The 20,176-nt window shown below is 44.8% G+C and carries 16 protein-coding genes and 8 tRNA genes; 7 read left to right on the forward strand and 17 right to left on the reverse strand.

Annotated elements, in window-relative coordinates; genetic code table 11:
- The first annotated feature begins 90 nt into the window (after positions 1–90).
- Positions 91–885: a YdcF family protein gene (locus FTU95_RS08930; RefSeq protein WP_005097832.1), complete on the forward strand. Its 795-nt coding sequence runs from the start codon at positions 91–93 to the stop codon at positions 883–885.
- Positions 886–909: 24 nt separating this feature from the next.
- Here FTU95_RS08930 and FTU95_RS08935 read toward each other — a convergent pair whose 3' ends face one another.
- The 11 genes from FTU95_RS08935 to FTU95_RS08985 form a co-directional block, all read right to left on the reverse strand.
- Positions 910–1,368, reverse strand: coding sequence for a DUF2750 domain-containing protein (locus FTU95_RS08935; RefSeq protein WP_005097833.1), 459 nt, complete (start codon positions 1,366–1,368; stop codon positions 910–912).
- A gap of 71 nt (positions 1,369–1,439) precedes the next feature.
- Positions 1,440–1,515 (reverse strand) — tRNA-Val (locus FTU95_RS08940).
- Positions 1,516–1,614: 99 nt separating this feature from the next.
- Positions 1,615–1,691: transfer RNA gene (locus tag FTU95_RS08945), tRNA-Asp, on the reverse strand.
- A gap of 12 nt (positions 1,692–1,703) precedes the next feature.
- Positions 1,704–1,779: transfer RNA gene (locus FTU95_RS08950), tRNA-Val, on the reverse strand.
- 70 nt (positions 1,780–1,849) lie between these two features.
- A tRNA-Asp gene (locus FTU95_RS08955) sits at positions 1,850–1,926 on the reverse strand.
- Between the two features lie 14 nt (positions 1,927–1,940).
- Positions 1,941–2,016, reverse strand: a tRNA-Val gene (locus tag FTU95_RS08960).
- A gap of 21 nt (positions 2,017–2,037) precedes the next feature.
- Positions 2,038–2,114, reverse strand: a tRNA-Asp gene (locus FTU95_RS08965).
- 48 nt (positions 2,115–2,162) lie between these two features.
- A tRNA-Asp gene (locus FTU95_RS08970) sits at positions 2,163–2,239 on the reverse strand.
- 28 nt (positions 2,240–2,267) lie between these two features.
- A tRNA-Val gene (locus FTU95_RS08975) sits at positions 2,268–2,343 on the reverse strand.
- Between the two features lie 496 nt (positions 2,344–2,839).
- Complete coding sequence (elsL, locus tag FTU95_RS08980) at positions 2,840–3,373, reverse strand: cell wall-recycling L,D-carboxypeptidase ElsL (RefSeq protein ID WP_100357888.1); 534 nt, start codon at positions 3,371–3,373, stop codon at positions 2,840–2,842.
- Positions 3,370–3,828, reverse strand: coding sequence for a YbaN family protein (locus tag FTU95_RS08985; protein ID WP_005097835.1), 459 nt, complete (start codon positions 3,826–3,828; stop codon positions 3,370–3,372). The genes elsL and FTU95_RS08985 overlap by 4 nt, the downstream gene beginning before the upstream one ends.
- Before the next feature lie 87 nt (positions 3,829–3,915).
- Between FTU95_RS08985 and FTU95_RS08990 the strand changes: the two genes are divergently transcribed.
- From FTU95_RS08990 to dapE, 3 genes are all read left to right on the forward strand, one after another.
- Complete coding sequence (locus tag FTU95_RS08990) at positions 3,916–4,791, forward strand: DUF1853 family protein (RefSeq protein WP_005097841.1); 876 nt, start codon at positions 3,916–3,918, stop codon at positions 4,789–4,791.
- Between the two features lie 112 nt (positions 4,792–4,903).
- Positions 4,904–5,056 carry an entericidin A/B family lipoprotein gene (locus tag FTU95_RS08995; RefSeq protein WP_004280704.1) on the forward strand — a complete coding sequence of 51 codons (153 nt, stop codon included), beginning with the start codon at positions 4,904–4,906 and terminating at the stop codon, positions 5,054–5,056.
- 121 nt (positions 5,057–5,177) lie between these two features.
- Positions 5,178–6,314: a succinyl-diaminopimelate desuccinylase gene (dapE, locus tag FTU95_RS09000; RefSeq protein ID WP_180078226.1), complete on the forward strand. Its 1,137-nt coding sequence runs from the start codon at positions 5,178–5,180 to the stop codon at positions 6,312–6,314.
- Between the two features lie 65 nt (positions 6,315–6,379).
- Here the strand turns inward: dapE and FTU95_RS09005 are convergent, their stop codons facing one another.
- The 6 genes from FTU95_RS09005 to pilG form a co-directional block, all read right to left on the reverse strand.
- Positions 6,380–6,838, reverse strand: coding sequence for a hypothetical protein (locus tag FTU95_RS09005; protein ID WP_005097843.1), 459 nt, complete (start codon positions 6,836–6,838; stop codon positions 6,380–6,382).
- 3 nt (positions 6,839–6,841) lie between these two features.
- The gene (locus tag FTU95_RS09010; protein WP_180078228.1) at positions 6,842–11,296 is read right to left on the reverse strand and encodes an Hpt domain-containing protein; all 4,455 of its coding nucleotides are present in this window, start codon (positions 11,294–11,296) and stop codon (positions 6,842–6,844) included.
- Between the two features lie 168 nt (positions 11,297–11,464).
- The gene (locus tag FTU95_RS09015) at positions 11,465–13,537 is read right to left on the reverse strand and encodes a methyl-accepting chemotaxis protein (RefSeq protein ID WP_005097845.1); all 2,073 of its coding nucleotides are present in this window, start codon (positions 13,535–13,537) and stop codon (positions 11,465–11,467) included.
- Between the two features lie 46 nt (positions 13,538–13,583).
- Entirely contained in the window at positions 13,584–14,120 is a 537-nt protein-coding gene (locus tag FTU95_RS09020) for a chemotaxis protein CheW (protein WP_005097846.1), read from the reverse strand.
- Between the two features lie 5 nt (positions 14,121–14,125).
- A complete protein-coding gene (locus tag FTU95_RS09025; RefSeq protein WP_005097847.1) occupies positions 14,126–14,494 on the reverse strand; it encodes a response regulator in 369 nt (122 codons plus the stop codon).
- 28 nt (positions 14,495–14,522) lie between these two features.
- Positions 14,523–14,906 carry a twitching motility response regulator PilG gene (pilG, locus tag FTU95_RS09030; RefSeq protein ID WP_005097851.1) on the reverse strand — a complete coding sequence of 128 codons (384 nt, stop codon included), beginning with the start codon at positions 14,904–14,906 and terminating at the stop codon, positions 14,523–14,525.
- A 287-nt stretch (positions 14,907–15,193) separates the two neighbouring features.
- Between pilG and FTU95_RS09035 the strand changes: the two genes are divergently transcribed.
- Genes FTU95_RS09035 through FTU95_RS09045 form a run of 3 tightly spaced genes read left to right on the forward strand, consistent with a single transcriptional unit; the run spans position 15,194 to position 20,152 of the window.
- Positions 15,194–15,841, forward strand: coding sequence for a hypothetical protein (locus tag FTU95_RS09035; protein ID WP_005097852.1), 648 nt, complete (start codon positions 15,194–15,196; stop codon positions 15,839–15,841).
- Positions 15,842–15,892: 51 nt separating this feature from the next.
- Entirely contained in the window at positions 15,893–17,020 is a 1,128-nt protein-coding gene (locus FTU95_RS09040; protein ID WP_180078230.1) for an efflux RND transporter periplasmic adaptor subunit, read from the forward strand.
- Between the two features lie 24 nt (positions 17,021–17,044).
- Positions 17,045–20,152: an efflux RND transporter permease subunit gene (locus FTU95_RS09045; protein WP_180078232.1), complete on the forward strand. Its 3,108-nt coding sequence runs from the start codon at positions 17,045–17,047 to the stop codon at positions 20,150–20,152.
- The last annotated feature ends 24 nt before the right edge of the window (positions 20,153–20,176 follow it).

A 20,176-nucleotide genomic window follows, 5' to 3' on the forward strand; every position in this document is an offset into this window, starting at 1 on the left:
ACTGATATACTAAAAACCGGGCGCAATAGCCCGGTTTTTGAAAATACAAAAGTAATAATAAAAATATGAATAAGAAAAAAGGAAACTTGGATGCTCAATCAACTTAAACGAAGTCTCAGTCTGATCTTTGGCTTGATCCTCTGTATCAATAGCGTCTGGTTACTGAATCAGGACCAAAGGCATTTTGGTATCATGCTGTCTATCATCATTGGTGTGGCACTGATCCTGTATGCCCTGCTTTTTTCATCTATTCAGCGCTGGAAACAAAATTCTCGACTCAGAACATTGTTCTGGAACAGTCTCTGGGGCGGATTTTTACTCTGGATGATCAGTGTTGCGATTTTTTTCGCTTATATCCAGATGTCGATCAACTCGAATATTCCTGCACAACCGGCTACAGCGATTCTGGTATTAGGTAGTGGGATTAACCAGGGTCAACCCTCACCCATCTTAAAAAATCGTCTGGATACTGCAGCAAAATATGCAGAACAATATCCAGATACGTTGATGATTATGACCGGAGGACGAAATTTCCGGGAAAGACAAAGCGAAGCTGAAGTCATGCAACATTATATTCATACGACCTATCCGCAGCTCAAAAACCCGATTCGCGTAGAAGATCAAAGCAGAAGCACCCAACAGAACCTGCAATATTCTCAGGCGATCTTGCAACAACAGAATATTGGCCGAAATGAGCCCATTGTGATTGTGACCAATGATTTTCATAGCCCGCGTGCCCGTGCTATTGCCAGACATCAGGGCTATCAGCAAGTGATCAGTCTGAGTGCCAGCACTCCTCAGAATGCTCGCTACCATTCATGGCTACGTGAATATTTTGCGTTGATTAATGGCTGGCTGCTGAATGAATATTCACTGTTCCAATAAACAAGCTGCTTAACAACAAGAAAATTAATTTAAACGAATGTGTCTTGGCAAAGGCATATCCGGATTTTTAAAAAGTTCCGGCTTTTGCACATAGATCTGATACAGATAATTTTTGATATCCAGTAATAATTTTTCCGGTGCCACCAGAATATTCTGCCCTTCTGGCGTCAGATCAAGAGACACAATGGTACTTTCCTGACGTAAAAACGGAATCACTTTCTCTACAAAATCCTTGAGACCAATTTCCTGAATATCGTAATTCACCCAATTGTCTTTAATCAGCAGACGAGCCAGACCTTTACTGTGCCAGCAAGCAAATGCACGCTGTCCAGTAGGGGTCGCACACAAAGCCCAGCCATCCTGATAAAGCGCAAAAATGCCGGCATTCGCGACAATCGATTCAATATACTGTTTATAAAGGTGTTGGGGGTCGTATGTAGTTTGAGATTTGGTCGCTGCCTTGCGCTGATATGGATTTCTCATCGTCGTGAAACCTTCAAATTATTATAGACTTCAAATTCTATGAAATGTTCAGTGTTTAGGCAAGAAAGATATGGTGGGCGCTGACGGGATCGAACCGCCGACATTCTGCTTGTAAGGCAGACGCTCTACCAACTGAGCTAAGCGCCCTGAGAAAAACAACAGCGTTGTTTTTAATGACGCAAGACAAGGAATGTCTTGGTATATTGAACACTCAGATCTCAGGAATCCAAGCTTCTCATCTTAGGATGGCGCAGCGGACGGGGCTCGAACCCGCGACCCCCGGCGTGACAGGCCGGTATTCTAACCAACTGAACTACCGCTGCATCGTAAGAATCTGGTGGGCGCTGACGGGATCGAACCGCCGACATTCTGCTTGTAAGGCAGACGCTCTACCAACTGAGCTAAGCGCCCTGATAAAGAGTGTCAATCTTTAGTTTAATCAAATTTAAGCTCAGGGACCTAAATTTAATTTCTTTTGAAATGGCGCAGCGGACGGGGCTCGAACCCGCGACCCCCGGCGTGACAGGCCGGTATTCTAACCAACTGAACTACCGCTGCATCGCAAAAGATTATGGTGGGCGCTGACGGGATCGAACCGCCGACATTCTGCTTGTAAGGCAGACGCTCTACCAACTGAGCTAAGCGCCCTCAAAAGGTCTATTGTATAAATGGCGCAGCGGACGGGACTCGAACCCGCGACCCTCGGCGTGACAGGCCGATATTCTAACCAACTGAACTACCGCTGCATTTACACAATGTCGCTATTGTGGCAAACGAGAATCAAGATCTTAAAGTGGCGCAGCGGACGGGGCTCGAACCCGCGACCCCCGGCGTGACAGGCCGGTATTCTAACCAACTGAACTACCGCTGCAACTATAAGGTCTCAACATGAAAGAGCTTGGTGGGCGCTGACGGGATCGAACCGCCGACATTCTGCTTGTAAGGCAGACGCTCTACCAACTGAGCTAAGCGCCCTTTCTAAACGTCTATCATCGTTTGATGGGTGCATTATAGAGAATCTGCACAGCCTGTCAAACGCTTTTCGGAATGTTTTCCACTTTTTAGGTGTGAGTGATTAAAAAATAGGTTGTTTGTTAAAAAAAACAACACTTTTTGTTTATTTTTTAAGTCTCTACCGAAATTTTTTAATTTCCAAAATGAAAATCACAACAAAATTTCCTGTCTTCTCTTGCGAGATTTCAGACTCACTCAGGCAGTATGCTTTAGTTCCGATCAAGAATTATACAAAGCTTTAAAATTACTCGGCGTTGTGTTCATGTAATCTTTCAACTGTCATTTATTTTTATGTGAAAAATAGCGATAAAGTTTAGCTTTAGACGATGATTCAACCCGTTTCATGCTGTAAAAATAGGATCTGGATCAGATTAATAAATGTCTTAAACTGTATTAAATCATCTCATCCCGCCCGTAAAAACAAAATCATTTTCACATGACATTAAAGATCGATTCATTATTCAGTATGCACACCCTTCAGCATTTTTGAATCTAATGCATGTTCCGAGATATACACCAAGGCATTCTCACCCACCAGGTCAAAGAGTTCAGCGACCTCCAGATTACGCATACGAATACAGCCATGAGAAAGTGGCTCTCCCATCATTTCTGTTTCTGGCGTGCCATGAATATAGATATAACGTTGATAGGTATCGCAGCCCTCGCCTTGATTAAAACCGGCTTCAAGCCCACTCAACCATAAAATACGGGTCAAGATCCAGTCACGTTGCGGAAACTCTGCTGCCAGTTCAGCATCATAAATTTCACCCGTCGCCTGACGTGCAATAAATACACTGTTTAAAGGTGCATTCTGACCAAACTTTTCAGCGATCTTGTGCCAGCCACGTGGGGTCTTGCCACTATTTTCAGTTTCACCAATGCCATTTTTACCAGTGGAAATCAGATATTGCTTGTTTAGACGTGGCAAATACAGCTTTTGTTGGGCGAGATCAATCAGGATATCTGCTTGATCCAGATGCAAGGTACTCATGACTTGTTATTCTCTGAATCTACTTTATTTGACTCTGTTTTCTTTAACTTTATCTCTGTTTTTTCAATATGAATCGTTTCTTGATGAAGCATCACCTGATCCGGTTCAGGACGTCGCCATAACCAGATGGCCACAATCAGCATGGTGATATTGGTAAAGGCTTTTACTGCCAAGGGTGCGGTAGTAAACAGCATGATAATCCCGCTGATCAGCATCATGATACTGGCCAGCCATTTGGCCTTACGCGGTACAGTACCATGCGCCCGCCAATCTCTTAAAGTCGAGCCATATTTGGGATGGTTCAATAACCAATTATCCATTTGTGGCCAACCTTTAGATGCCGCCCAAGCAGCCAGAATCAAAAAGACCGTTGTTGGCATACCCGGCAGGATTGCACCGATAAAGCCCAGGATCACAAACAGCACCACCAGACTCCGCCAAAACAACACTTTCATACATCAACCCTAACCGCAGAATTCAGGTAGTATAAAGCGTTTTCCGATACTGTCCGTTGTATTTCTGCACTTTTCACAGGTTGTACCATGTCTTTTTCCAGTTTAAACCAAAATCTTGTAGAAGCATGGCATCGTTATCAACATCCTCTGGTACGGCAACTGGCATTTGCTGTCGGCAGTCCGAATATCCTGTCCGGTATTCCCGAGGAGCTTGAACTCATACATCGCTTTGAGCTGCATGACAGCCAGACTTGGCAGCAATATCTTAGCCAGTATCATCCACGTTTGGAATTTCTCGATCAGCATCCAGAAGAATTAATCGAATTTGTGCAGCAACTGAAAAGCACGCGTTTGGGGCTGCGCTTTGAAATGCTGGTCTGGTTCTGGTTACTCGACGATGCTTATCATCCCTATCAGCTACTCGGTCATAGTATTCAGCAAATTGAGGGTGCAAAAACCTTGGGTGAACTGGATTTCCTAGTCCTTAATACCGATACCGGACTGGTTGAACACTGGGAAATTGCCCTGAAATATTATCTGGCCGAAGCAGATTTTAGTCTGCCGCATTGGTACGGCCTGAACCGCACCGATACCTTAATCAGAAAAATGAACCATTTCACACAAAAACAGTTCCAATTTGATGAAGCTTTAGCACATTCTATTCAAAAACGTTTTTGTGTGATGAAGGGACAGTTGTATCTGCCGACCCATCATGCTGACCAGCCTATTCCCACCTGGATCAATACCGAGCGTCGCCTAGGTCTATGGGGACAGCATATTCCTGCTGCACAAGATGCGTTCTATCGCCTGCAACGGCATGAATGGATTTATCCGCAAGCCCAGCCAAGCAGTTTGACTGCGACCTGGTGGACGGATGGTCTCTATAAAAAAATCGATCGCAATGACTTCTATATGTATCGCCAACCGGTACTAAGCCAGTATCCATCACATAAGCCCCTATAAAGCATTACATTTATTAACCGAAGCACTATGAAAACCACATATTTTTTAGTGCGTATATTTTCTACTCTAAGTTCCACATCATAATAATTTTATTATTGATTATACGGAGATGATGATGAAAAAAATTCTTGCTGCTTCATTAATGATGGCTTTTGTATTAACTGGCTGTAACACCGTAAAAGGTATGGGCAAAGACGTGTCTAAGGCGGGCGATGCGGTAACCAATACTGCTGAAAAAACCTCTGACGAAATCCGTCAAAACTAGTTTTTTCTTAAATGCTCATAGAACCCTATCTCAGATAGGGTTTTTTTATATCGATCGTTCACATTCAAGCCGATATTCGCCTATTATAGAGCCGAGAAAATTATCGACTGTTGAAAACCGCATGAGCTCTTCCGCTACTCTCGATTTAAGCCTGCAACTATTACGTCAGCCTTCTGTCACCCCCATTGATCATGACTGCCAGAATATTATGGCGGAACGTTTAAAAAAGATTGGTTTCAATATTGAATCCATGCGTTTTGAAGATGTCGATAATATCTGGGCACGCAAAGGCACAGAAGGTCCGGTCTTCTGTTTCGCTGGCCATACCGATGTGGTGCCAACGGGCAACCTGGATGCCTGGAACTCAGATCCATTTTTACCCGAAATCCGTGAAGGTAAACTTTATGGTCGTGGCAGTGCCGACATGAAAACGGCTTTGGCAGCTATGATCGTAGCGACAGAACGTTTTGTAGAAAAATACCCAAATCATAAAGGTTCAATTGCTTACCTGATTACGTCAGATGAGGAAGGCCCATCAATTAATGGTACAGTCAAGGTCATTGAAACCCTGGAAGCGCGTAATGAAAAAATTACCTGGTGTCTGGTCGGTGAACCGTCAAGTACCCATAAACTGGGGGATATTGTCAAGAATGGCCGTCGCGGTTCTTTAAATGCCAATCTCACGGTAACAGGCAAACAAGGCCATGTGGCATATCCGCATCTGGCAGTAAACCCGATTCATAGCGCCTCTAAAGCGATTGCCGAGCTGTGTGACACCGTCTGGGACCATGGCAATGAATATTTCCCGGCAACCACTTTCCAGATTTCCAATATCAATTCAGGTACAGGCGCAACCAATGTTGTTCCGGGTAACATGAATCTGCTATTTAACTTCCGTTATTCAACTGAAGTGACCGCCGAAGAACTTAAAGCACGTACTGTGGAAATTCTGGATCGTCACGGTGTGGACTATGACATTTCCTGGACTTTGTCGGGCTTGCCATTTCTGACCCCGGTCGGCGAGCTGGTCAATGCAGCTAAAACCGCTATTCTAAATGTCACCGGTACTGAAACCGAGCTTTCTACTTCTGGTGGAACCTCGGATGGCCGCTTTATTGCACCTACAGGCGCACAGGTACTGGAACTTGGCGTATTGAATGCCACCATCCACCAGATCAATGAGCATGTTGATATTGCCGATCTGGAGCCACTGGCTGAAATTTATGAGCAGATTTTGGTAAATTTACTTGCCAATTAAGTAAATTCATAACGCAATAAAAAAGGAACTCCATGGAGTTCCTTTTTGATATTTAATAGTTTGCATTACAGCCCGATTGTAGCCTGAATATTCGTCATATTCGGAATATGAAACAGCTGTTCATTCATTCGTACATATTGAAAGATGGCAGGATCATTCACCGGCTGATCGACATCGACCACTTCAGAAATACGAATCCGGATGGTTTTCGGCATTTCATTGCACATTAGGGCAAAACGCTGATTGATCTCATCACCTTCAATCACCAATGCCACGCCATGTTGACGTGAAGGCTCATTGATGGCATAGACTGGCAATTGTGCTTCATGCCATTCCACTGTCTTGACCTGGGTATTGCTGTCCAGCGCTGACAGCACAATGTTTTGTGGCAATAACATCGGATCTTTGCCATGACAGTCAATAATATAGGCATCAATAAATCCGGTCGATACCGTAATCAGATGCTGAAGTTCCTGCTGGCTAATCTGATCAGCCATCTTGCTCGTCGAATTGCTCTGACTCATCGATTACCCCTGTTTTTCGGCAATTAATTGTTGAATATTGGCCAGCAGTTCAGCTTCCTGGAACGGTTTACCCATATAGTGGGTCACGCCCAGACTGAATGCACGTTCACGATGTTTCTCACCAGTACGCGACGTAATCATAATAATCGGCAAGTCACGGTGAATATCATGGTGACGAACCAGGTTGGTGACTTCAAAACCATCCATACGTGGCATTTCGATATCCAGCAGCATCAGATCTGGTCTGACATTTTCTAGCTGCTCGATCGCATCTACACCATCTTTGGCGGTCACAATGTCATAGCCCTGACGTTCAAGCAGACGCGAAGTTACCTTACGTACTGTCACCGAGTCATCGACAATCATCACCAGACGGCGTGCGTTAGAATGACGCGAACCATCACGCTGATCATGCATCTGTTTCACACGCTGTGTCGCCTGAATCTGACGCGCAATATTCTGGCCATCGAGAATCAGACAGACCTGACCATCACCCAGAATCGTAGCACCCGCCACTACCCCGATGTTGGCAAACTGCTGTCCAATCGGTTTCACCACAATCTGTGCACGTGAACCCACCAGTTGATCGACCAGCAAGGCAATGGTTTGGCCACTGTTGCCCTTAATCAGAAGCACCGGCAATGAATGACCGACATTATTCAGACGTGGAATCGGCTGAGTACCGACAAATTCCGACAGATAACGCAGCTTGTAGTTTTCACCATCAATCTTGAAGTAATCATCTTTACTGTTAAAGTAAGTTTCCAATGTGGTCGGCGCAATCCGCACGATTCGGTCAATCTGCGCCAGAGAAATTGCATATTGCTGATCGCCCGCTTTCACCATCAAGGCATCACTGACGGCCACTGTCGTCGGTACGCGAATCGTAAAGACCGTGCCCTTACCCAGTTCCGAGCTGACCGAAACATGACCGCCGAGCAACTTGATTTCACTTTGTACCACGTCCAGACCAACGCCACGACCAGAAATCTGGGTGACTGCTTTTGCGGTAGTGAAACCAGGATGGAAGATATATTGTAGTATTTCATCCTGATCAATCGGCTGGTCGGCTTTGATCAGATCCAGACTGAGGGCTTTCTCACGAATTTTCTCCGCATCGATCCCCTTGCCATCATCACTGAAAGAAACGATGACATCGGTTCCTTGGCGGCTGATGTTCAATACAATAGAACCCACTTCCGGCTTGTTCAATGCCAGACGATCTGCGGTATCTTCCAGACCGTGGTCAATCGCATTACGCAACATATGTTCAAATGGCGTAACCAGACGTTCCAGAATATTACGATCCAATTCACCTTCAGTATTCTGCACAATCAGTTCGGCAGGACGGTTCAAGGTGGTTGAGGTTTGACGCACAATACGTTGTAAACGCGGCAACATCCGGTCAAACGGCACCAGACGGGTACGCATCAGGCTTTCCTGAATCTCGGCCTGAATACGCGATTGTTGTAATAATAGACCTTCAGTTTCACGAATCTTGTCGGCCAAGGTGCTCTTGAAATCGACCAGATCCGATGCTGATTCTGCCAGAGATTTGGATAACTGGTTCAACGATGAATACTGGTCCATTTCCAGCGGATCGAAGTCGGCATAGCGCGAATTTTCTGAACCATGTTTGGCAATAATCTGTGATTCCAGCTCGCCTTCCATTCGACGCAACTGGTCGGCAAGTCGTTTGATCGCCAGTTCCATCTCGTTCAGGGTATTGCCAAGCTGACCCAGATCCATCTCGATCCGCGAACGGTTAATCGAGTTCTCACCCGACAGGTCAATCATCTTCTCGACCAGATCAGCAGAGATACGAATCATCTCGTTATTGCTATCGCTACTGCCTGTATTCGCCCACTCACCCATCATCTGTGGCGGTTCAGTACCATCACCCTCAACAAAACCAAAGTCGGTACTGACCACCAGATGTTCTGTTTTTGCCAGACGCTCAGGCAATTGCGCAGTGACGTCCACATAAGCAATCTTTTTCAGACTGCTTTGAAGCTGCTCAAAACCGCTATAGTCGCGCTGGAAAATTGCCTGTTTTAACCAGGCCAGTGTTTTCTGCAATAAGCCATCATAGGCATTCGAGTTAAATTGATAAACTGCAAACTGCTCGAAAGTGGTTTCCAGTTCATAGGCAATGCTGGCCACCTCTTCAGTTTCAATCATGCGTGCACCACCTTTAATACTGTGGGCAGCACGTTGTAACTGAAGTAATAAACTACGGTCACTACGCTGATCAAACCATTGATTGAGCAGCTTCTCTGCATTGGCCAGAATTTCTTCAGACTCTTCGAGGAAGGTTTCTTCAACGATTGATTTCAGCTCATCTTCTTCAGAGCGTTCAACTTGATTTTCAGTAAATCCAGGGGTTTCAACAGTTTCAACTAATTTTTCTGTTTCAGCCAGACCAATTGCAGGCTGCTCTGTCGCCACTGATTCTTCGAATGGCACTTCAGGAGTTGATAGCGTCTCTAACGCGGTCACGTTGAATGCAGCAGTTGTGCTTTCAACAGCAGCCAGCGTTTGCCCAGAAAGTAGTGCCTGAATATTTTGTAAAATTGCCACCGCTTCTGTCGCCGGATAATCAATGCCATCATCTCGAATGGACTGAATACGGTCGGACACATTGTCCTGTACCAGACGGACAATCTGGATTAAAGCAGGTGTTACGGCAATCTGCTGACGGATCACCCGTTCATAAATACTTTCCAGTTCATGGGCAATCAAACCGATATGCGAAGCCGCAATCATGTTTGCACCACCTTTTAAGGTATGCAAATGACGCATCAGATTGTTCAGTGAAGTCGTATCATCCTGTTTTTTGCTCCAGGTATTCAGATCTTCATCAATACCTGCCAGCAATTCATCGGCTTCTTCCAGAAAGATACCTAACAGTTCTTCATCGAAATCACGGTTGGTTTCAGCACTCTCGCGCTGTTGACGATCGGCTGCAATACGCTGGCTCAAGGCAGCGAAATCTACGCTGCCTGTGGTTAAGGTGTCAGCCGTTGGGATAATATCTGTGGTCGGCTCAACGCCTGACTTTTCAGTCTCTTCAGCAAAGATCTCAAGATCCTGTTGTACAAATGCCGACAGTTCACTTAAAGTTTTTTGAATGTCATCATTTAGAATGACGCGCTGTCCTGCAGCCAGGGTATCAAATAAATGAATAAATTCCTGATGTGCCTGTGCAAACAGTTCATAAGCATAATTGCTGTTTAACAGCACCGGCTTTTTAAGCAGGGCATCATAAGCCGATTTCAGATCTGCCGTGAATTCATGAATTCCTTTGGCCGCGCGGCTATCAGTATGCGCCAGTAATTCTGCAGCCTGTTGACTCAGTGCCTGGATATATTCCGGATAATCGACTTGTGCGCGTTTATCGAATTCAAACTCAGCATCGAGCAACAGGTCAATATCCAGTTCAACCAGTTTGGACACCAGACCTTGGGTTTGAACCGCATCTGATTCAGTGACCGCAAAGCCATAATCACTCCAGACTGCTTCAAAAGTGGCATAGACCGCATCTAGTTTTTCGGTATCCCCCTGACCTAATAAATGCACATAATCACTGATAAATTCGGCATATTGAATCAGTAAGGCTGTTTCTTTTGAGGTCGAGACAATTTCATCTTGTAACAAGGTCTTAAATAACTGTTCAACTTTAGAGCTGGCTTCAAAAATCTGTTCAATCTGCGCCATCGATGAACTGCCACGCAAGGTATGAATGGCACGAATCAGGGCATTATAATCTTGTGATTTTTCATCTTCAGTACGCAGGAAGGTGGCAATCGTTTCCAGATGCTCTTCGGCTTCTTCAATGAAGATGGCCACGGTTTCTTCAATATCAGTGCGAACCGCTACTTCTACCGGCGCTGTTTCGATAATAGCAGCAGATTCACTTAGGTCATGATCTGCAATTTCCAGCCCTGTGGTCTGACCTTCGGCAGTCAAATGATCGGCCAATGCTAATAATTCTTCTAACGCAGGTTCAGGTGAAAGGTTTTGTTGTAATTGTTGTCCCAACAGCAGCATTGGACGCAGGTCGAGATCCAATTCCTGTACATGTTTGAATTTTGGATATAAAGCATATTGATAGACATTCAGTACCGCTTGGGCAAATTTTTGCACCATCGCTGTCAGCTGAATTGAACCGGACAAGACCCGGTTCAGGGTATCTTCAACTGCCCAGGCCATTTCCCCTGCCGATTTTGCACCCACCATACGACCTGAACCTTTCAGGGTATGAAAATGGCGGCGAATGGTCTTCAGATTTTCCTGATGATCCGGATTGACCAGCCATTCTGGAAATAAAGCATTTAACTCAACGAAGATTTCTTCGATTTCCTCAACAAAAATTTCAAGAATTTCTGCATCTTGATCAAGATAACTATCTTCAGGAAGCGTTGTCGTTTCAACTAAATTTTTTAATATTTCTTTCATAGCTTATGCTTCTTACGTTATGCCGCCAAGAAGGGCGCTCAAACTTAATTGTGACCGTCACGCAATACCTAACATTTGAGGTTAAGTACATCTTGTCGAGGCTTTATCTGTATTTTTTGAATGTGCCTCAATCGTAATCAAGGCACATTCTCCCCATCATCGCTAACTTTATTCTGGTAGTTTAAAGTCAGCTACAGATTCACGTAATGCATCGGCCATATTTGCCAGTTCAGATACCGAACGTGCTGTATCGAAGGTGGCACTGGTGGTTTGCGAAGTAATTTCCTGTACGACATTCATCGTGGTCGCAATATGACCTGCAGATGCAGACTGCAGTTTTGCTGCATCAGAAATGTTCGCAATCAGTTTCGCCAGGTTATTCGATACGGTTTGAATCTCATCCAGTGCCACACCGGCATCTTTAGACAAGTTCGCACCACGTACAACCTCGGCTGTAGTTTGCTCCATCGAAATAACCGCTTCGTTGGTATCGGTCTGAATGGTTTTTACCAGGCCTTCAATCTGCTTGGTTGCAGACGCAGAACGCTCTGCAAGACGCTGTACTTCATCGGCTACAACTGCGAAACCACGACCGGCTTCACCCGCCATCGACGCCTGAATGGCTGCGTTCAATGCCAAAATGTTGGTTTGGTCGGCAATATCGTTAATCAAGGCAACGATGTTACCAATTTCCTGAGAAGATTCACCCAGACGTTTAATACGTTTTGAGGTTTCCTGAATCTGTTCACGAATCGTGTCCATCCCCTCAATCGAGCGTTGTACGACATCCGCACCATTTGCAGCAATTTGTACCGAACGGTCTGCTACCACAGCAGATTCATCGGCGTTGGCAGATACCTGATCAATCGACATGGCCATTTCGTTAATTGCCGCAGAAGCACCGGCAATTTCCTGAGCCTGATGTTCAGAAGCTTCAGCCAACTGGTTGGTAATGCCCTGTGTGGTCGCGGTATATTGCGCAACTTCTTGCGAAGTTTCAGTAATACGCGATACCAGGTCACGTAACTGGTCGATTGCAAAGTTAATCGAGTCGGCAATCGCACCGGTAAAGTCTTCCGATACTGTTGCGTATGAACGTAAATCACCATCTGCAAGATCGGCGATTTCATCCAGTAAACGTAAAATCGCATTCTGGTTACGGTCATATTCTTCTTGTAAACGGCCTACACGCTGCTTATCCGATACACCACGTAAAGAAAGCAATTTGAATACACAAAGCAAGAAACCAAGTAACAAGGCAATCAACAGGATGGCTGGAATAACGGTTTTAAGACCTGAGTTACCTGATAATTTGTTCAGGTTATCTAAAAGCACATCAGACTGGGCAAAAATAGATGCAGCGGCCTGACGAACTTTTACAATTTCAGTCGAGTTCTTCAGAATAATTGCTGATGCTGATTCGAGTACTTCATCATATTCAGCCTTAATACCTTCTAGAGATTCACGCATTGCTGGATCAGCAATACGCTGTACGCCCAGTTCAACAGAACCATTCAATTGTGCATTTAAATAAGAGCCGAAAGTTTCGGTATCGGCACTAAAGTCATCCGCCGATTCACGAGAGCCATCACTACCCGTCAATACCAGACTGATTGAACGTAAAATACGTTCTGCAATAAATACCTGGTTCTTGGCAATCACCACCTGGCTCGATGGCATATCTTGACGCGCCATCTGGTCAACCATCAAGTTATATTCCGCCTGAATCCCGGGAATTGCTTCACCAATGGCAATGTTGGTGTCGTATAACTGGTTAATGATTTTTTGTTGCGAGGTAATCAGATCAATACCGCTAGAAACTTCTGTCCACTGTTTATCAACAGCTTGTAGCGCCTCATTATCTGAATGAATATTTTTAACTGTTTCAAGGTTCTCAGCAAAAGATTTTTGCGAGTCAGTTAGGTTTTTCATTGCCTCCGGTGTACCCGAAGCGGTTGCTTCAGTTGCTTGGCGCGAAATCGTTTGCGAGAGGAGACGTAAATCACCCAGACTTTGAGTGAGTTCGTTGCTACGTGGCACACTATAAAAAAGATATAATAAAGTGATCAGTGCGGCTAAAAGACAGCCTGCTGCCCCATAGATCAGCGGTTTTGACTTTTCACTATCACCAAATACACGTGATAATTGATCTATTTGCGATTGAATCTTAGTGAAAAAAGCATTACCGCCTTTGCGGCCAGTGCTTTCACCTGTATTTTTCTTTTTAAGTTTAAAGCCCATGCAGCCTCTCCCCGGTTGACGCCTTGATCACTTTCGTGCGCGACATTTAATTTATAAATTTTATAGATGCGTTCATAAAATTTGGATTTTGCAACAGACGACTGAATAAGAACACATGCCACTGCTGGTTGTGCTGATGAAAAAATCCTTGACAGTATTCTTGTAAGTTTTCATCTAATTCAGATTTCTTCGAAAAGAAACTTTTCTTATTGAAATGTTGTATACCCAAAACTTGATCTACGACCAAACCGACATACTGGTCATTATGGTTGATGCACAATACTTTTTGAGTCGGTGAAAACTGACTGCTATGCCCTGATACGTATTGAGTGAGATCAGAAACGGATAACAATCTTCCCCGGATATTCGCCAGACCCAACACCCATGCTTGTGTCTTGGGTACCGGCGTATATTTTGGGGGATAAATCACTTCTGATACTTCCCCCAGCGGAGCAACAAAATATTGCCCCATCATCTCAAAAGCAATGCCCGACCATCGGTTCACTTCATTGTCATTGGAAACGTAGTTTTTATTTCCCCGTTTCGCAATGCGAAGCAATTCGATAAATCCATTTGCTGCCATAGAGCTTATCCTGCATTGAGGTGTTGCTTAATTACTTCTATTAATTGTTTTTCATCTACTGGTTTTGTTAGATAGTCTGCTGCACCCTGACGCTTGCCCCACACGCGGTCAGTGGCCTGATCTTTGGTACTGACAATCACAATTGGAATGTGTTTGGTGGTCGCCCCACGCGCAATCTGACGGGTCGCCTGGAATCCGTTTACGCCCGGCATCACAACGTCCATCAGGACCAGATCAGGCAATTCAGCCTGTGCCATGGTGACGCCATCGGCCCCATTGGCTGCTTCAATCACCTCAAAGCCATGTTTAGAAAGAATTTCTCTAAAGCGAAAAGTTTCTGTCGGTGAGTCATCCACAATTAGGATACGTGCCATGCCAATTCCCCAAAAAAAAAATCAAATATTAAGCACTAATATGGTTACGGATTGCGTTCAGCAATTCATCTTTACTAAAAGGTTTGGTCAGGTATTCATCTGAACCCACAACACGACCTTTGGCCTGATCAAATAAACCATCTTTACTTGATAGCATAATCACAGGAATATTCTGGTAATTCTGAGAATTTTTAATTAACGCGCAAGTTTGATAGCCATCTAGACGCGGCATCATGATGTCTACAAACACGATATCTGGATTTGCTTCGGCAATTTTTGACAAAGCTTCAAATCCGTCGACGGCAGTAATCACTTCATAACCTTCGCGCTGAAGAAGAGTTTCCGCGGTACGACGAATGGTCTTTGAGTCATCAATAACCATAACTTTTAGATTTTGGAATTTATCGTCCATTTGTTTAACCCTTCCCATTTTAGAAACTATTATGCCATAAGGCTCATAGGATTATTTTATTACGATCGATAAACATTTTTAACATAAAGTCACTTGTATTATCAACGAACATTTTCTACACAAGTAGACAAAATCAGTTATTTTTAACAACAGCTTCACATTTTACCCACGCCGATGTTTTTTTTTTGACTAACGGTAGTTTTTAATTCGTAAATTTAAGTCTAATATAACAAGATTATTACTTTAAAATAAGTAATTTAGTCAACTTTAAATTTAGGGAGCCAATGATGGGTCAGTTTTCAGAAAAACTTGCTGTCATTGATAAAAATAAAATGACTGGTCAATTCATTGTTGCTGTGCTGTTACTATTACAGGTGACCTTAGCTTGTGCCAACAATAACCAAATCCAGCAAAAGGCCACTTGGTACCGCTATTATGATAGTAAAGGCGTGGCCAATATCAGCACTAATGTGACGCCCAATCATATCCGTTACGGTTATGAAGCGCTTGACCAGAATATGCAGGTCATTAAACGTGCTCGTCCTTATAATGCCGAAGCCGATATCAGACAGGCTCCCCAACGTGCTCAACAGGCCAAGCGGATCGCCGAAGACAATAGACTGAAGCGAGCGTACAATAATAGTCAGACCGCCTTACAGAAAAAAAATGACAGTCTGCTACAGTTGAAAAAGCAAATTGATTTTCAGCAAGAACAAATGAAGCAATTGCAAAAAGATCGAGTGATGTTTGTACGCCAAGAACGTGAATATTTACGTAAAGGTAAGGCTCCACCGGCACACCTGAAAACCACACTTGAGAATAATCATAAAAATCTCATTTCCCAAAAAGAAAATATTCAATCTTTACAAAGTCGCTATCGAAATCTGGAAGCAGAATACGACAAAATTATCGCCCGTTTAAAAGCACTTGAATAAATACAGATAGCTTGTGTTGGTTTTAAACCACAGTAAGCTACAAGGACTCTTATGCAAACTGCACCACATGCTCATGGTTTAAATATGCCTTCTCCGCGCTCTCTCCTGATCATGAGTGCACTTTGCTTAAATATGTTATTAGTGGCTTGTGATAAAAATGAACCCGTACAGCAAGCCGAAACACCCACATCCATTGAACTGATTCCTCAAGACCTGATTGCAGTACAGTCCGGCAACTCAGTTCAAAAAACTGCGTTTACCGGCACGATTCGGGCTGTCAATCAAAGCAGTATTCAGGCGCAGGTGTCTGCCACCGCCACCAGTGTCAATGCCCAAGTCGGTCAGACCGTCTCCAAAGGTCAGGTGCTGGTACGGCTAAACAATCAGGACAATGCTGCCCGACTGGCACAGGCACGTGCCAATCTGGCCTCTACTCAAGCTCAGGCCAATCAGGCTCGAAACATGATGCAACGTAAAAAGCGTCTGCTCGATCAGGGCTTTATTTCAAAAGTAGAATATGAACAGAGTCAGGTCGATTATCAGGCACAGCTGGAAAATGTACGTGCCCAGCAAGCCAATGTCGATATTGCCGAGAAAGCAGATCGTGACGGAACCATGACCAGTCCGATCAGTGGCGTGATTACCCAGCGTCAGGTGGAACCTGGCCAGACCGTATCGATTGGACAAACCCTGTTTGAAATTGTTGATCCTAAACAGCTGGAAATTCAGGCACGCGTGCCTAGTGACCTACAATCAAACTTAAGGCTAGGCAGTCAAGTCGAATACAGCATTCAAGGCAATCCCAATCGGCTCACTGCAGTGATGAGCCGGATTTCCCCGATCGCCGATCAGGCCAGTCGCCAGATCGAATTCTTTGCTACGCCGAATGAAACAATTCCCTCTTTAAGTATCGGTTCCTTTGTAGAAGGCAATATTTTGAGTTCACGCCAAATCAGTGGGCAGATTATTCCCCTAGATACGCTGCAGGATATCCAGAACAAACCCTATGTCTGGGTGATTCGCCAGAATAAACTTATCAAGGCCAATGTGCAGATACTGGAACAGCGCTATAACGACAATATTGCAGTGGTCAAAGGATTGGAAAGCACCGATCAGGTCAGCCGAATTAAATTTAGCGAAGCCGATCTACAAAAAACTGTCACACTTCGCTCGAACTAAAGCGCCTCACACAGGATCATTGACATGTGGTTTACCCGAATTAGTGTGAAGTATCCAGTTTTCACCATCATGATGATGTTCTGTCTGATGGTATTGGGACTGGCTTCCTGGCAGCGGATGGGCGTTGAAGAATTTCCCGATGTCGATTTTCCCTTTGTGGTGGTGTATACCAACTACCCGGGTGCTTCTCCAGAAACGGTCGAGTCAGAAATAACCAAGAAACTCGAAGATCAGATCAATACCATTTCTGGTTTAAAACAGGTGATTTCACAGTCCAGTGAAGGCCTGTCGATGATCACGACTGAATTCAACCTAGATGTACCTTCTACCACAGCCGCTCAGGATGTGCGGGATAAAATTGCCTCGGTAACTGCTGAATTTCGTGATGAAATTCAGGATCCGATTGTCGAACGTTATGATCCAACCGCAAATGCGGTCATGTCGATCGTATTTGAATCCAATAACATGGATATCAAAGCACTCAGTTCTTATCTGGATCAGCGGATTGTACCCCAACTGCGCACAGTTGCTGGCGTGGGAACGGTGAATTTACTCGGCGATGCACAGCGCCAGATCCGGATTCAGGTAGAACCGCAAAAACTGCAAGCTTTTGGCCTTGGTGTAGACAGTGTCATCAATACCTTAAAGGCTGAAAATATTGAAGTTCCAGGCGGCACACTCAGATCTGGCAACTCGGAACTGGTGATTGAGATCAATTCTAAAGTGCTGCATCCCTTGGCCTTCGGCGATCTCATCATTGCCAATAAAAATAGCGTACCAATTTTCCTGAGACAAGTCGCAGAGATCCAAGACAGTCAGGCAGAACTAGAATCTGCCGCCTTTTTAAATGGCAAAACCGCAGTTGCGATTGATATCCTGCGTAGCTCGGACTCTAACGTGATTGAGGTCGTCGATAGAACTTACAAAATTTTAGAAAATATCGAGACCCAGCTTCCTCAGGGGACGACCTTGCAGGTTGTGGTGGATTCTTCCAAAAGTATCCGCGGCACCATTGGCGATGTAGCCCGCACCATTATTGAAGGTGCGGTACTTGCCGTGCTGATTGTTCTGCTATTCCTTGGTTCATTCCGCTCCACTGTGATTACCGGTTTAACTCTGCCGATTGCATTATTAGGTACTTTGACCTTCATCTGGGCCTTTGGCTTCAGTATCAATATGATGACCTTGCTGGCGTTATCCTTGAGTATTGGCCTGTTGATTGATGATGCGATTGTGGTCCGAGAAAATATTGTCCGGCATGCCGACATGGGCAAAGATCATGTGACTGCCGCACTGGATGGCACCAAAGAAATTGGTTTAGCTGTTCTGGCCACCACCCTGACCATTGTCGCCGTGTTTCTGCCGGTGGCCTTTATGGGCGGGATTATTGGTCGTTTCTTTTATCAGTTCGGGGTTACAGTTAGTGTGGCTGTGCTGATTTCGATGTTTGTTAGTTTTACTTTAGATCCGATGCTTTCTGCACATTGGGCCGAAAAGAAAAAAGATCCAAATAAAAGACCCGGACGGGTGAAACGTTTCTTTAGATGGATTTCTGGCAAGCTGGACAATTTAAGCCATGTCTATGAAAAGCTGCTCAAACTGGCGCTGCGCTTCAGATTCATTACCTTAATGATTGCCGTAGCTTCATTATTTGGTGCCTTGGGATTATCGAAACTGATTGGCACCGAATTTGTACCGGTTCCTGACAAAGGCGAAATCCGCATTAAGTTTGAAACACCGGTAGATTCTTCGCTTGAATACTCACAAGCCAAACTGCAACAAGTCGATCAGATTATCCGTCAACACCCTGACGTTAAAGCAACTTATGGCGTAATTAATGGTGTAACTGACCGTGGTAAAAACCACGTCAGCCTGCGAGTGACCGTGACACCACGGATCGAACGCGAAAAAAGCCTGACCGAGCTCAACAATGAGTTTCGACAACGCCTGCAATCGGTTGCCGGGATCAGTATTACCTCGGTTGCATCTGCCGATGAAACCGTTTCGGGTGGTCAAAAGCCAATTATGATCTCGATCAAGGGCCCCGACCTGGATGAACTGCAAAAAATTTCCGATCGTTTTATGACAGAGATTGCCAAGATTGACGGTATTGTCGATTTGGAAACCTCACTGAAAGAACCCAAGCCGACACTCGGTGTACAGATTAATCGTGTCTTGGCCAGTGATTTAGGATTATCCGTGAATCAGATTGCCAATGTGGTTCGTCCACTGATTGCCGGTGATGATGTCACCACCTGGCAGGATGAAAAAGGCGAAACTTATGATGTGAATTTGCGCCTGACAGAAGACCAGCGCAGCTTGCCACGTGATTTACAGAACATGTATATCACTTCAAATAAAACCGATGCCAATCATCAGCCGATTCTGATTCCACTTTCGAGTGTGGCCAAGTTTGAAGAAAAACTCGGTGCTTCACAAATTAACCGCCGTGATTTGGCACGTGAAGTTCTGATAGAAGCCAATACCGCTGGTCGTCCTACAGGAGATATCGGCACGGATATCAGCCGGCTACAAGCCAATTTTGATATGCTGCCAGGTTATAGCTTTGATACCCAAGGTTCAAATGCCGATATGGCAGAATCCGCAGGCTATGCCCTGACCGCCATCACCCTGTCGATTGTGTTTATCTACATTGTGTTGGGTTCACAGTTTAATAGCTTTATCCATCCTGCGGCGATTATGGCCTCCTTGCCATTATCCTTGATTGGTGTGTTCCTGGCGCTGTTCCTGTTTAATTCCACCATGAACCTGTTTTCGATTATCGGGATTATCATGCTAATGGGACTGGTGACCAAGAATGCGATTCTGCTGATCGACTTTATTAAAAAAGCCATGGATCGCGGTGAAGAGCGTTATGATGCGATTATTGCCGCGGGGAAAACCCGACTGCGTCCCATTTTAATGACCACCAGCGCCATGGTCATGGGTATGGTGCCCTTATCCTTAGGGCTGGGTGAAGGCGGTGAACAAAGTGCGCCGATGGCCCATGCCGTGATTGGCGGGGTGATCACCTCAACCCTGCTCACTTTGGTGGTTGTCCCCGTGATCTTTACTTACCTGGATGACTTTAAGAATTTTATGCTGCGTCAGATGCGTAAAATCATGGCATAATTTAATGCAACACAATGAGGTGAC

Source organism: Acinetobacter sp. YH12208 (assembly GCF_013418055.1).
Taxonomy (GTDB): Bacteria; Pseudomonadota; Gammaproteobacteria; order Pseudomonadales; family Moraxellaceae; genus Acinetobacter; species Acinetobacter pseudolwoffii.